This window comes from Microbulbifer sp. GL-2 (assembly GCF_007183175.1).
Lineage (GTDB): Bacteria > Pseudomonadota > Gammaproteobacteria > Pseudomonadales > Cellvibrionaceae > Microbulbifer.
Genome location: NZ_AP019807.1, coordinates 3,839,504 through 3,854,519, shown reverse-complemented (window position 1 = coordinate 3,854,519; position 15,016 = coordinate 3,839,504). Strand labels below are relative to the sequence as shown.

Below are 15,016 nucleotides of genomic sequence, written 5' to 3'. Positions count from 1 at the left end.
GCATCACCTGTAAAGTTTTCCATGTCTGAAAAACTGGGATACCGCTTAAAGAATATAGTCTGCTTGAATATCCAAATCCTTCAAGCAATCATAACGTAGAGTGTGAATTTCTCTGCAAGACGCGCATAGTTATTTCGGAATTATTCAGGTGCTCCCAAACTATATTATATGCTGGACATCAATCAGGTATTCAGTACAGTTGATAATAGCTGCTTTCAAGCGTGCAACTGCCCACAGGAGTACAATTATTAGACGGATCATCATCACCACCCTATTATTTTTAATGGCAGCGGGGAATGGTACCCTTCTTGCCCTCGGGATTGTTTTTGAAGGCACATTCTGGATTAAGCTACTTTAAGGCAAGAAGAAGTCGACATAACTGTTGTATCGACTTGGACCAACTCAATTTAATCCAGCCATTCTTTTATATCCCTTAACAGGAACAATGAAACCACTTGCTAAGACCTCTTCACTTACTTAAAAATAAGGAGTGTGAATCAGGCTCTAAAACCACTCTCCCCATCTCTGGCATCAATACCGCCCCTCACTTCAGCTAAACCGACAAATCAAAATGGAACTTGAGACAAGTTTCAATACCTACTAAATTGTCCGCCTCCTAATACGACCTATAAGGAAATACCCATGCCCCCTCTCCGCTTAATGCGCTGGATTGCGGTCATTCTTCTCTGCCTTTTTGCGGTAGCCTGTTCGCAAGATAAGTCGGAGAATGCAGCCACTGACACCCCCAAACTCAGTGCTGGAGGGGATAAAGTAAATAGTCACCAAACAACAGACTTCGACCCCACCCACGATAAGCCAAAGCCGTTGACTGCAAAAGATTCAAGTGAGTTCACAGAGCGCTCAGCAATGCCCCCGCAGACCACCACAACGGAAAGTGACAGCAATCCCATCACTTCTGCACCCAAAGACCGCTCTCTGAAGGTTTTACATATCGGTGAGCGAATCTATAAGGATGTTCGGGCAATAGCCGTCATCTTTTCTGAGCCACTACTAGGCAATGCCCATTTTGGTTCTTATTTGAGCCTGTCCCGGGACGATGGCGAAACTGTCGATGGTGGCTGGGTACTATCCGACAATCAAAAAATCCTATACTTCCCACATATTAAGCCCAACACGCGATACAAAATCACAGTAGCTCAAGGCATACCTAGTAAGGATGGCCTGCAACTGGAAAAAGAGAAGCAGGAGAAGGTCCGCACCCGCCGGATTGAGCCAAGTATCAGCTTTTCCAGCAATGGCAGCATCTTTCCCGTTACCGTTACGCCCGGTTTACCCGTGACCGCGGTCAGTGTTGAAGCAGTACAGATACACTTTCATAGGGTTAAGCCCGAGCATTATTCCAACTTCTTTAGTTTGATCAAAAATCAATCACTGAAGTACTACTACCAACTTAAGGCACTCAATGGGGTAGCCGATTTGGTCTATAGCGCGCATTTTGATCTCACCAAAGAGAAATTTGTTCAGCGGGATTTTGATCTCTCTATTGGCCATATTGAACCCCTCAAACAGCCGGGAATCTATGTCGCAGTGATGCAACCGGCGGGGGTTTACGACACCAATCTTTACGATGTGACTCACTTCTCTATTTCCAACCTGGGCCTACACGCGCGCTACTATCCAGACAGCGTTGATCTCTATGTTTCTTCCCTGGACGAGGGGGTAGCACTGGAAGGCATTGAAGTGGAGTTGCTGAACAACAAAGGGGAGCAGATTAATCAACTCACCACATCAGCAGACGGACATGTTCGCTTTGAGCTCACCCAGCAACAGGAAGACGCCCAGCGCTTTTTTGTAGCGCACGATCCAGATACCGGTCACTTTTCCATGCTGGACCTGCGTGAGCCTGCACTGGACTTATCGGACTTTAAGCTGGGGCAGCGCCCTTCGCGACCGATAGAATTTTTTATGTATGGTCCAAGGGATCTTTACCGCCCTACCGAGTCCATCCAGGTAAGCGGTCTGTTGCGCAATTATGATGGACGCTATATCGAAGACCTGCCGATTAAGGCGGAATTAATTAAGCCCGATAACACCAACGCACGCACTTTTACCTGGCACTCCAGCGCTCCGGGTTATTACGAAAAGCTGATCCCCCTCCCGCAAAATGCACCTACCGGTAACTGGCGCCTGGACGTAGAGCTGGCCGATGGGCGCAAGGTTAATTATCCATTCAAAGTGGAAGAGTTTCTGCCTGAGCGTATGAAGCTGATTTTGCAAGGCGGCGAAAAGCGCAGCCTGCTACAAGGGCACAACAAAGCTGTTACTGTAGAAGTTGAAGGTAGCTATCTGTATGGCGCCCCGGCGGCGAGCAACCGCCTGGAAACCCTGGTTCAGATCAGCCATTACCGAGAACCCTTCTCGCAGTGGAAAGGGTTTGTATTTGGGGATATTAAAGAATTATTACCGGTGCGCCAGTTCAATGCCCCTACCATTGAGCTGGATGATAAAGGACTTGGCAAACTGCCCTTGGAACCCCGCTGGAAGCATGCGAAGAACCCTCTGAAAATCCATCTGGTTTCCAGCCTGTTCGAATCCGGCGGCCGCCCAGTAACACGCCAACACCCGATCCTGGTATGGCCCAAGCACCCGGTAGTGGGTATACGCCCAAATTTTGGTGAGGATAACCCCCCAGCCAACAGCAGACCGGAATTCGAAATTATCGTTGCCAATGCACAAGGTGAGCCGGTCAACGGTCGCAACCTCAATGCGGTATTGGTCTCTGAAGACCGCCAATATTTTTGGGAGTACTCCGCAAGCCAGGGGTGGCACTACGAATACTCCAGTGCCGAATTCGAGTCATTCAGTCGGCAGCTGCAGTTTTCCGAAGAAGGCCCTCTCAAACTCACGGTACCTGTGGAGCACGGTCATTACCGCCTGGAGGTCACTGACACAGATAGCGGAGCCACCAGCAGCCTGCGCTTTCACGCCGGACGCAACTGGTATTACTGGTGGCGTAAGGATCAGGTCACCAAGGGCCAGGCAGCGCGGCCAGATACTGTGGCGCTGTCTTTGGATAAACCCAGTTACGCAGCTGGTGATCTGGCGCAACTCACCATAGTGCCACCGGCCGCTGGAGAGGCATTGGTTCTGGTAGAGAGCGACCGACTGTTATGGTCTGAGCGTATATCCGTGGAGAAATCGGGCACCAATATCGAAATCCCGATTTCACCGGAGTGGGACAGTCACGATACCTATATTTCTGTAACCGCCCTGCGCCCCGCCGATAAACGCGAGCGTATCGCCCCCAATCGCGCCTTCGGCCTCACCCACTTGCCACTGGAGCGGGAGCCCCGACGTCTGCCCATTACACTGGAAGCACCGGCGCGTGCCCTGCCCGCCTCAGAGGTTAAGGTCACCGTCAGTGCGGATCAGGAAACTATCTTGGCGAATGGTGGCACCGCCTGGGTAACTTTGTCAGCGGTAGACGTGGGCGTACTCAATATCACCCGCTTCGAAACACCAGATCCCTTCGAGGCTTTTTTCGGCCAGCGCCGTTATGCCGTGGATGTACGTGATGTCTATCACCGTATTATCGAATCCGGCAGGGGCAAACTGGTTGAACAGCGCTTCGGTGGCGATGCGGAACTGGCCCGAGGTGGTAACGAACCCAATTCCGACGTACAGATCGTTGCGCTGTTTTCCGGCCCGGTGAAGTTCGATGCACAAGGTAAAGCTCAAGTTTCACTACAACTGCCTGAGTTCAATGGCAGTCTGCGCCTGATGGCGACGTCGTTCAGCAAAGAGGCTTATGGCAGCGCCGATGCGGAAATGACAATCGCCTCACCGCTGGTAACCCAGGCAGCACTACCGCGCTTTATGGCCCCCGGCGATCACGGTACTCTGGCACTGGACCTGAACAACCTGAGCGGCCGTACCCAACAACTCACCGTGGAAATGCACTCTGTCGGCGCGGTAGAGATGGGAATGGGAGAACGGTTAATAGAGCTGGCCGATGGCGAGCGCAAGACCCTGCGTTTCCCTATCACCGCCAAAAACGCCACCGGTGATGCGGAGTTCCAATTGAATGTCCGGGGTGTAGTAGATACAGATGGCCAGGATATCGCTATCGAACGTCAGTGGCGCCTGGGCGTGCGCCCCGCCTGGCCAGCCACCACCCGTACCCAGCGGCGCCTGCTGACCCAGGGCGAAAGCTTCAGCCCCGACACCAGCTTCCTCAATTCACTGATGCCGGATACGGTACAGACCCTGGTGTCCGTGGACAGCCGCCCGCAACTGCAATTACAGGATCACCTGACCAATCTATTGCAATACCCCTACGGCTGCCTGGAGCAAACTTCCAGCCGCGTCTACCCGCTGGTAATGGCCACCCCACAGCGGCAACAAAAACTGGGGGTCGAGCCAATGAATGAAAACGAACGGGCCGATCGCATCGATGCGGGTATTGAACGCATTTTCAGTATGCAAAAAGGTAATGGGGGCTTTGGCCTGTGGAGTTCTGAATCCCTTGAGAGCCAGTGGCTCACAGTTTACGTGGCCGACCTACTGCTGCGTGCGCGGGACCAGGGCATTGTGTTCGATAACACGCGCCTGGAATCCACCCTCAAGCGCCTGCAGGATTACGCGCGTGAGCGTGGAAGCTTTTATCAGCAACGCTACAGCAATGATCCCGATTTTTATGCCTACGCTGCACGCTCTTACGCAGCCTATGTGCTCTCACGTGTGCAGAAAATTTCTCTCGGCCAATTGCGCAGCCTGTATGAGAGCGGCTCTGACATGACCCAATCTCCCCTGCCGCAACTGCATTTGGCCATCGCGCTGCATACCATGGGCGATACCACCCTGGCCCAGAAAGCAGTACAAAAAGCTCTCTCCATTGAGCGCAAGCGCCGCAGTTACTACGGTGATTACGGCTCTAACCTACGAGATACCGCACAGATAATCTCCCTATTACTGGAAAACAAATTAGCTGTCGATAAAGCCGAGGGGCTCTTGTTTGAAATGGCAGATCTATTACGCCAACGCCATTACCTCAGCACCCAAGAGCGCAACAGCGTATTTATGGCGGGTGTGCAGTTACAGCTGAATAGCAGCGAAAACTGGTCTGCCTCACTGAAGACCCTGGATGAGTCGCGGGAATTGAGTAGTGACACCCCCTACAACACTCTCTTCCGTGGTCGCGAGGCTGCGGAGGCTATCGAATTAACCGGGAAAGTGGAAAAACTCTTCACCGCAATCACCATCAACGGCTACAGCAAACAGGCACCCTCTGAAGTCATGGACAAGGGCGTCACTATCAGGCGCAGCTACCACAACCTGGATGGCTCAGAGGTTGTGCCCACTGAAGTTCGAGAAGGCGAGCTCTATCTGGTGCGCCTGGAAATCAGCGCGGACCAGCGCTTACCCGATCTGCTCGCCGTCGACCTGCTGCCCGCAGGGTTCGAGCTGGAAAACCAAAACCTGGCCGACAGCATCAAAGTGGACGCACTGGAATTCGATGGCAAGAGTATCGCCCAGTGGCAGGATGATCAGGACAATGTGCAACATATGGAATTCCGCGATGACCGCTTTGTGGCAGCGTTGGACCAGTCGAAGTGGAAACCGACCAACCTTTTCTATATTGCACGCGCCGTAACTCCGGGCAGTTACCAGGTGCCTCCGCCCTATGTGGAAGATATGTACAATCCCGAGCGCTTTGCTATTGGTAAAAATCCACTGGTGCAAATGCGGGTAATCGGTAAGCAGTGAAACGGTTAGCCTCACTCACAGGCGCCTGGAAAAGCAGCAGCCGCAAAATTCGTGCGCTGCTGCTGATGCCTATCCCCCTTTTGACCACCCTGCTAATACTGGATTTTATTTTTCCTCCACCACTACCCAAAGAGCAAAGCTTCGCTCGGGTAGTGGCCGACCGCCACGGCAAACCGTTGCGCTTCTTTGCGGATAATCGTGGAGTGTGGCGTTACCCTATCACCCAAGATGAGGTATCGCCGCGATTTATCGAGGCACTACTCGCCTATGAGGACCGCCACTTCTATCAACACCCCGGCATCAACCCCTTTGCTCTCCTTCGTGCAGCCGGTCAATACCTGCGTAATGGGTATGTGGTCTCCGGTGGCTCCACCCTCTCCATGCAGGTAGCGCGCCTGCTGGACCCACATCACAGGACCCTATCTGGCAAAGCCAAACAAATGTTGCGCGCCCTGCAGTTGGAATGGCATTTCAGTAAGCGGGAAATTCTCGACCTCTACCTGAACCTGGCACCCTACGGCGGTAATATTGAAGGCGTTGAGGCCGCCAGCCGCCTCTACCTACGCAAATCAGCCGCCGACCTCACCCATGCCGAAGCTGCACTATTAGCCGTACTGCCCCAGGCCCCCAGTCGCCTGCGACCGGACCGGCATCCGCAACAGGCGCAAAAAGCGCGAAACAAAATACTGGTACGACTGCAAGCCTTTGGTATTTGGAGCGCAGAAGAAGCCGAACGTGCGCGACAGGAAAAAGTCTACGCCGAACGACTGGAGTTCCCACAGAACGCCCCTCACCTGGCGCGCAGACTGGTAGAAAAAATCAACCATCGAGAAGTCATCCGTACCACTATCGACGGCAGTATTCAGCGCGGGCTGGAAAGTTTTCTGCGTGATCATATGGACAGGTATCCGCAAAAAACTTCCGCTGCCGTTGTAGTTTTGGAAAATTCCGATTTATCCGTGCGAGCCTACATAGGTGCCTCCCATTTCGGAAATGGGCGCCGATACGGCTACGTGGATATGGCCAGGGCTGTGCGTTCACCCGGCTCCACCCTCAAGCCTTTTTTGTATGGGCTGGCCATTGATGAAGACCTGATCCACAGTGCCTCACTCCTCAGTGATGCACCGCGTATCTACGGAGATTACCGACCGGAAAATTTCCATCGGGGCTTCACCGGTCCCGTCAGCGCTACCGCTGCCCTACACAGATCCCTTAATGTTCCGGCAGTACAGCTATTGGAACACTACGGCCCTGGCCGCCTGGCGGCGACATTGGAAAATGCCGGCCTGACATTGCAATTCCCCAGCGGCGGTAAACCGAATCTGGCCATGGTATTGGGCGGCGTAGGTGCACGGCTGGATCAACTCACAGGATTATATGCCGCCCTCGCGCGCGGCGGTCTGGCCGCTGCGCCACGCTACCTGCCGGAAGATCCAATACGTGAGAGACACCTGATGTCTCCAGAGGCCGCATGGGTTACTTTTGAAATGCTCGCCTCCAATCGCGGCGGCTCCCGTCGCTGGCGCAACTTGGTTCGGCAGACCAAGGCAGATATCGCCTGGAAGACCGGCACCAGCTACGGCTATCGAGATGCCTGGGCCATCGGCGTAACCCCAAGCTACACCGTGGGTATCTGGATGGGCCGCCCAGACGGCACCCCCTTACCCGGTTACTACGGCTCCATCAGCGCCACACCACTATTGAACGCGGTAATCGCCGCGCTCCCCCACAACAGGCAACAACATCTGGCAAAGCCCGAATCGATCACCAAACAGGTGATCTGCTGGCCACTAGGTGGCCGCAAAGCATTAACTCAAGCGAAACACTGCCACCAACAGCGCAATGCCTGGCTTATTGAGGGCCGCACTCCCAGAACCCTACCGCCGAAAGGTGAACCCCTGCGCGCTGCACAAACGTTTAGTTTCTATGCCAACTCACAAGGCTTACGGGTGAAACCTCGTTGTATGGATACCAGTGCCGAAAAACACAGCCTCGCCCTATGGCCCAAAGAACTGGAAGCCTGGCTACCAGCGAGCCAAACCCGTGCTCAGCAAATCCCCCCAACAGCCCCAGAATGTGGCAATCCCGCTGCTACCCATGGCACGCCACTGAAAATTGTCGGCGCCAGTAACGGCAACCAATACCGTCCTGCCGGTACCAATGCCCCACTACCGCATTTGAATCTCAGTGCCATTGGCGGGCAGGGAAGACGGTACTGGTTCCTGAATGGCAAACCCGTGGGTGAATCCATTGCCAACCAAGGTCTTAAGCTCAGGCCGACCAGTGGTCAGCAACAGATTGCCGTGCTGGATGCCAGTGGAAATGTGGATCGGATTGAGGTTTTTGTGGGCAGTAATAATTGAATATTATTCAGCTTCAGAAGATGTGAGCTGAACTGGTTCACCTTCACTGTCATAAAGATCATCCAGCTTCTGCCATTATCATAGAATCGTGCGGCGAAACACTGGGATCTGAAGCTGATTGGCACATCACAATACTGGAGGAAAGCAACGGTATGAGTATATATTTCCTTAGAAATAGTGTTTATGTTGCCCTTCTCTTGTCAGTGGCATCCACAAACGCAGAAATCTGCAAATGGGTCAATCAAAATGGCCAGGTCCGATACTCCGATAAAAAACCTAATCGCATAGAGCTTGGCAGCCTTACTCGCAACGTAAAGGAAAAACAAGAACGCAGTAAAGATAAAATTTAAAAGGTGTTCGACAAACACAAGGGTAGAATTTATCGACTATACCTGAACGCGCTAAAGAAAGACCCAAGCCTTAACGGCATGGTTGATTATATTATCCAAATTGAACCCAGCGGAAAGGTCTCAAGTATTTCTGTGGCTCTCACCACCCTGGACTCAAAATCGTTGATCAAACAAGTGACAGCTGAAATCCAAAAAATAGATTTTGGGGACAGCGAAGTGCGCAAAACCACTACTCACTTCCCTATGCACTTTTTCCCAGCTGACAGAGATCCATAGATTTAAAATCTCCGCCCTTGCAAGGAATCAATCACCCCCTGTGCTCAGAACTGAGATGATTGATTGCCGGTATTTCTGCAAGCTCAAACTTGCCACACTAAGAAGGCGCAAGTGAATTGTCTTCAAAAACTGTTTTCAAATAGAACCTCGTCCATCGGCAACTGACCACCACGCCCATTGGCGGCTACCCTCGCCTTGCCAATGACAATCATCATTCCAATTAGATAACCTTCAGGCAGGTTGATTAACTCAGCAACTCTCTGTGGATCAAATCCAACCATCGCGCCTGTATCATAGCCCTGTGCTTTTGCCGCAAGCATTAAGGTTTGCGCCGCCAGTCCACAACTTCGAATTGCTTCATCCCGCTGCAGCTGGGGCTTGCCATGGTAAAAGTTCGTCAGCATAGGGACCAGCACCTCCCGAGCCTCTTTCGGTGCATCGGCCCAGTAGCGTTCAGGACGATCTTGCCAGGCATTGATATCTGCACAAAGTATGATCAATTCAGAGGCATCTTCCACCTGTTGCTGGCCCCAAGCTGCGCCCTTCAGCTCACTGCGAAGAGCGAGGTCAGTGACCCGCAGGAAACGCCAATGCTGAATATTGTATGAAGTCGGTGACAACATGGTGGCTTGAATAAGGTTGTAGAACTCGCCTGGTGACATCTGGGCTGAGGAGTCGTAGTGCTTTACTGAGCGGCGTGTTTCAACGGCTGTGAACAAGTCCATAATCTTCTCTCTCACTGTCATTATTTGTGTGAATATCGATGAGAGAAAGTTTATTGCGTTTCCCTTTGACTGATAATACCCTCTTTTAATGAATGACTGTTGAGTATAAGTCTACAGTTTAACTGTCCCAGTAGGGTATATCATCTCCAAAGTACTCTATCGCGAAGTCTATAAGAGCCCGCACCTTGGCTGGCATGTACTGTCGCTCGGGAAAGACAGCGTAAATGGTTTTAGCGGGCATTTGGTATTCTTCGAATAGCGGAATCAGAGTCCCTCTTTTTATATCTGGCCCAGCCACAAAGGTAGGTAAACGGCCAATGCCGACCCCTTGAAGGATCGCTTCCCTTAAGGCTTCACTGTTATTTACCTGGTAATTACCTTTGATTTCTATCGTTTTAAGGTGGTTATCCTTGATAAAAGTCCACTCTTTTACATCTCTGGAATAGGTAAATACCAAGCAATTGTACTCAACCAGTTGCTCCAGGTTTGTAGGTGTTCCGAAGTCCTTCAGATACTCTGGTGATGCACAAAGTACGCTTCGCAAAGGGGCCAGTTTCCGCGCAATCAAGCTGGTATCAGGTAAGTCTCCTGCGCGAATGGCTATATCAAAGCCCTCCCCGACAAGGTCGACCACCTTATCGTCCATAACCATATCAATGCTTATTTTGGGGTAGCGCTTGAGAAACACAGGGATGAGGGGCGCTAAATGTAATCTGCCGAAAGACATAGGGCTATTAATACGCAGACGACCTTGAGGCTCCCCCTGCAGTTGGGTGACTGCGTCCTGGGCATCTTTGGCAGCCTGATGCGCGATGCGCGCGTGCTGGTAAAAGTGTTCACCGGCTTCGGTCAAACTCAGTTTGCGAGTGGTACGGTGTAACAGTTTCACCCCAAGCCGGGCTTCGAGCTGGCTGATCCGTTTACTCACTGCCGATTTTGAAATTCCTAGCAATTTGGCTGCAGGTGAAAACCCACCTGTTTCAGCCACAGTAACGAATACCGGTATGGCACCAAAGTTTTCCATAAAATACTGTTTCCCTTTGCTCAACAGTATGTATCTTTAATGGCGGATTATCAGTCTATCAGAAACGGCGTACTCTTATCTTACTTTTTGAAAGAGGCAAGGGGCGGTCATGAGGGAACTAACCAAAACAATCAACCCAATAGCTGCTAGGGCGTCAACCCCCTCTCATTGGTGGGTTCACGGCTTGATGGTAGTCACCACCTTTTTCGTGGCCAGTTCCTTTCCAGTAGGCAAGTTAATCGCCGACTCACTTCCAGCAGATGTGATGATGCTTATTCGGTTCCTGATGGCAGCCGGTCTTTTTGCGCCTTTTATATTCTTCAAACACGGCATCCAGTTACCCGAGTTAAAGAAACTATTGCGCTATGCACTACTGAGTATCCCTTTAGTCACCTTTTTCTGGTGCATGTTTGAAGCTCTAAAATATACGTCAGCGATTAATACCGGGGCACTTTTTACAACGGTCCCAGCGATGACTGCTATTTTTGCCCTGATAGTAAATGGTGAGCGTAGCAGTACCCGAAAAATTATTGGGTTATTCCTGGGAACCCTGGGTGCAGCCTGGATAGTCTTCAAGGGAAATATGGCTGCTGCATTGACACTGGATTTAAACCGAGGGGACTGGATCTTCTTGTTGGGTGCAATTTCACTTAGCCTTTATAACCCACTGGTTAAGCGGGTTCACTCTGGCGAACCTACGGAAGTCATGACCTTTTGGGTGATTTTATTCGGCGCACTCTGGTTATTGTCATTATCCTTCCCCCATTTAGATACTATAAGCTGGCAAAATGTATCTTTTGAAACCTATGGCGGCTTACTCTATTTAGCGCTATTTACCACTCTAATGAGTTTCTTTCTACTGCAATTCGGCACCGTAAAAATTGGCCCCACCAAAGTAGCTGCTTATGGGTTTTTGAATCCGGTTTTTGTGTTGGCACTAACCCTGATTCTAGGAATGTCAGAATTCAACAGATCCATTTTTGCAGGAATTACTCTGGTTATCCTCGCTATGTTATTTATTCAGACAGAAAAGACAACCTAAAAAAACACCCCTAACATCTTATCCAAGCAAGGAGCTGCAAATCACTGCCGCTCCCTCTTACCCCCACCCACACACTTCTGGAAAGGTGGCCAGGCTAATTCACAGACTTCTCAATCTCATAAATAGCATCCGATATATCTTCCAGTTTTGAAGACACAATAGCCTGTGCATCATGCAGACCTTGATTGTAGAAGCCAGCCCCCATCTCCCTTGCAAGAAAATCGATAAAGAATTCCACCTCAAAGCCACCAGCCTCGAGATCAAATTCCTCAGAAAGGTATTTCCTTACCTTCCCCACCAGTACAGATTTACGTTCTTTTTCAAGTTCAATTTCTGGCACAAGAATAACCCTATCATTACTTTATTTTTACCCAGAAAAGCTCTTAAACATATACTGGGATACATCAGCAAACAAAGACTACGATGACTTCTACAGGTAGTACAAGACAGAACGAAAAAAATCCGAGCAGCCCAAGGCTGCACGGATTTGAGGGGACTCTAATTGAGAGCATGACTTAAAAGTTGTAGTTGAAACGTACACCGTAGCTCACAGGTGTGGAGAATGGGCCGGATACCAAACCATCGCTGCCGTCGGCATAGTAAGGTATCACTTCATCGGTCAGATTATTACCATAGGCTTCAATGTTCCACTGATCATCAGGGCTTACATATTTGATGGACGCATTGATCATCCAGAAAGAATCTCGGCTATCATCATAAGCCGAAGTATCACCAACTGGGAAATCATGCTTATCAACATTCCAATAAGTCAGGTAAGACTCATCCTCCCAGTGAATGCCGATAAACGGAATAATTGCACCGCCGTGGGCCAGTTCAAAGGTGTGATCGTAATTGATAGTGAAGCTGAATTCCGGTGATACCGGCAACTCATTACCCTTCAAATTTCTGAAGAGTTCTTCATTAGTATTGTCATGAGCTAAACCATAATCCGAAAGTTCAAACAACGCTTGGTTATTGAAATTCCAGCGGTTCCAAAAATCAGAGGTGATTTCTGTTTGTATCCAGGTAGCAAAACCACTGATTCGGCCATTCGGATAGGGAGCCCAGTCAAACTCTAACTCTAACCCCATAATTTCTGCGCTAGCAGCATTCTTGGTAAGGTAAATAACAACAGGCTCGGTCGTAATTTCACCGGCATTCTCACCTTCTCGCTCTACCGCATAGTATGAGTACGCGGTATCAGGTGCAGCTAGCTGCATATCCTTATAGTCGGAGAAAAAGAAGGTACTAGCCAGATTTAGGCGTCCATCCAAGAAGGTGCCTTTTGCTCCTAGCTCCCAAGTAATGACTTTCTCCTCATCATAGCTAGTGTCAATTACCTGTTGAACAACCCGATTTCCTTCATCATCGTAGATGTACTCAGCCGTATCCGGGTCTTGCTGATATTGGATTACAACATCACCCAAACCTCCGGATTTAAATCCACTTGCAACATATGCATACAGCATGACGTCATCTGTCAGGTCATAATCGAGACCAATTCGAAAGTCGGATGAATCCCAGCTCTTGATGACATCATTGTAAGTATCGACTGTATAAATTGAACTGTCAGTAAAGTGACTAGTAGAAAAGCTATTAAAGGTGTCCTGTAAATAGGCAGGGAAGCAACCATACTCTTCATCTGATCCAGTGGACCAGTCACGAGTACAGCTCAGGTTATTACCACCTTCATCACTCTTCTTATCTTCCGTATAGCGACCACCAAGAGTCAGGTGCAGGGTATCGGTAAGGTCATAGGTAGCCTGAGCAAATACCGCGCTGGCCTCTATAGTTCTGTCTGGCTGTCGCCAAAATACGGCATTATCTAATGAGGCCAGGAAGTAACCATTCAGATCAGTGGTCTCATGGAAATAAAACAAACCTGTAATCCACTGTAGGAGACCATCACCTGTAGATTGCAACTGCATCTCATGGGAGTAGGAAACATTTTCTGAGTCTGTAATGCTCATACTCATATCCCAGGTATTGCGACCAGCATCAATATCAATCAGATTACTTCGTTCCTGAACTGCATACCCGGTGTTATACACAAAGGCCATGGTATCGCTGAAATCCCAGCGGAAGCTAGAACGGAATGAAGTCATGGTGAGATCAAGTTCACCTGGTACATTCACAGCTACGCTGTACTCATCAGCACCAGAGCCGTAGTAGGTTTCACAAGTTGTTCCATCCTCGCGCTGCTCAGCCTTTTCACAGTCAATAGTATTGATGCCGCCCGCGCTGCTATCCTGATAGTGTTCCGCTACGGCATACCAAGAAATATCATCTGTCGGCTCCCATAGCGCACCTATACGTACCGCCTGCTGATCAACATTCCCATAAAAATCTTCAGCATCAGCCCTAACCAGCTGATAGTCCGCGGCTCCTTCAGCGTTATTCGCTTGAATAAAAGTTCTTGAAGCATCATCAGGTAAAACGCTCGCACCTACAGAGTCAGCATCAATATAGCGATTGTCCCACTGGTTCACGTCATAAAACCCGGTAAGGTAGGAGTCCCGTGTCTCATCTATAAAGGACACACGAAGAGCAACGGTGTCTGAAACTGGAATATTGACAACACCTTTTACCAGCTCTTGATTCCAGCGACCGAGCTCAACTCCGACTGAACCTTCGAACTCATTAATTACCGGTCTTTTTGAAATAACATTAATGGCACCAACGGTAGAGTTACGCCCATAAAGGGTGCCCTGCGGCCCACGCATGGCTTCAACCCTTTCAGAGTCAAACATCATTGCCATAGCAGACTGAGGGCGTGATGAGTAAATACCATCAAAGTGCAAACCAACAGCTGGGTCACCAAACTCAGTAGTATTGGTAGAGCGAACACCACGCATAGAAATCACTGGTGAAGACTGAGAAGCATCATAGCCTATATCCACATTGGGAATTGTACTGCCCAGATCTTTTACATTCTTAATACCCTGACGATCTAACTCTTCCTGAGTGAAAGCGGAAATGGCTACTGGAGTTTCCATCAGCTTGGTTTCGCGCTTCGTCGCAGTAACAGTGACTTCTTCCAACGCCCAGTCATCTTCTTGATTACTAGCTTCCTGTGCCCAGGCTGAGGCTACCGCTATATTGGCCATTGCAATCGCAAGGATAAGTGGTTTTTTAGTTGTCATTGATGTTTCTCCAATCTGCTGCAACAGGAAAGCCGATTTGATTGTTATGCGTGGCTTACCTACGGGCCGTCGGCTGTACGTCGGCTGTACGTCGGCTGTACGTCGGCTGTACGTCGGCTAGGTTAAAATCTCAAAAAGGAGAGTTCTGTGAAACAGAGATACGATGGGGCGGATCGCGATTAGGATAAAGAGGACTAATTCACAATTAGTTGTCAGCAGCTAAGACCTATAAATTAAGAAGGTAACAATACCTTAGGGTTTATTCACCAGATTCCTGATTCTACGAATACTGTGAACTTATTTTCAATCAGGCTTTCTTACTCACTCAGTTCATACATCAAAAGAAGGCCTTAAATATACGTGCCC

At 49.8% G+C, this 15,016-nt stretch carries 9 protein-coding genes; 5 read left to right on the top strand and 4 right to left on the bottom strand.

The annotated features are described in order from the left end of the window. Nucleotides 1–642 precede the first annotated feature (642 nt). The 4 genes from GL2_RS16785 to GL2_RS16770 all read left to right on the top strand — a co-directional run bounded on the left by GL2_RS16785 (nucleotide 643) and on the right by GL2_RS16770 (nucleotide 8,716). On the top strand, nucleotides 643–5,727 hold the full coding sequence (locus GL2_RS16785; RefSeq protein ID WP_143731721.1) for an alpha-2-macroglobulin: 5,085 nt from the start codon (nucleotides 643–645) through the stop codon (nucleotides 5,725–5,727). Beyond that, on the top strand, nucleotides 5,724–8,090 hold the full coding sequence (gene pbpC, locus GL2_RS16780) for a penicillin-binding protein 1C (protein ID WP_197736469.1): 2,367 nt from the start codon (nucleotides 5,724–5,726) through the stop codon (nucleotides 8,088–8,090). The genes GL2_RS16785 and pbpC overlap by 4 nt, the downstream gene beginning before the upstream one ends. Before the next feature lie 152 nt (nucleotides 8,091–8,242). After that, the gene (locus GL2_RS22440) at nucleotides 8,243–8,440 is read left to right on the top strand and encodes a DUF4124 domain-containing protein (protein ID WP_143731720.1); all 198 of its coding nucleotides are present in this window, start codon (nucleotides 8,243–8,245) and stop codon (nucleotides 8,438–8,440) included. A gap of 3 nt (nucleotides 8,441–8,443) precedes the next feature. Next, nucleotides 8,444–8,716, top strand: a complete 273-nt coding sequence (locus tag GL2_RS16770) for an AgmX/PglI C-terminal domain-containing protein (RefSeq protein ID WP_143731719.1) — start codon at nucleotides 8,444–8,446, stop codon at nucleotides 8,714–8,716. A 122-nt stretch (nucleotides 8,717–8,838) separates the two neighbouring features. On the opposite strand, the gene GL2_RS16765 is transcribed toward GL2_RS16770, so the two are convergent. Next, nucleotides 8,839–9,441, bottom strand: a complete 603-nt coding sequence (locus tag GL2_RS16765) for a nitroreductase family protein (RefSeq protein WP_143731718.1) — start codon at nucleotides 9,439–9,441, stop codon at nucleotides 8,839–8,841. Nucleotides 9,442–9,559: 118 nt separating this feature from the next. Further along, nucleotides 9,560–10,465 (bottom strand): LysR family transcriptional regulator, encoded by a 906-nt coding sequence (locus GL2_RS16760; protein WP_143731717.1) that lies wholly within the window; start codon nucleotides 10,463–10,465, stop codon nucleotides 9,560–9,562. A gap of 109 nt (nucleotides 10,466–10,574) precedes the next feature. On the opposite strand from GL2_RS16760, the gene GL2_RS16755 reads away from it, so the two are divergent. Then, entirely contained in the window at nucleotides 10,575–11,507 is a 933-nt protein-coding gene (locus GL2_RS16755; RefSeq protein ID WP_143731716.1) for a DMT family transporter, read from the top strand. Between the two features lie 94 nt (nucleotides 11,508–11,601). Here the strand turns inward: GL2_RS16755 and GL2_RS16750 are convergent, their stop codons facing one another. Continuing rightward, the gene (locus tag GL2_RS16750) at nucleotides 11,602–11,847 is read right to left on the bottom strand and encodes a DUF2164 domain-containing protein (RefSeq protein ID WP_143731715.1); all 246 of its coding nucleotides are present in this window, start codon (nucleotides 11,845–11,847) and stop codon (nucleotides 11,602–11,604) included. 175 nt (nucleotides 11,848–12,022) lie between these two features. Continuing rightward, nucleotides 12,023–14,650, bottom strand: coding sequence for a TonB-dependent receptor (locus GL2_RS16745; RefSeq protein WP_143731714.1), 2,628 nt, complete (start codon nucleotides 14,648–14,650; stop codon nucleotides 12,023–12,025). Nucleotides 14,651–15,016: the final 366 nt, after the last annotated feature.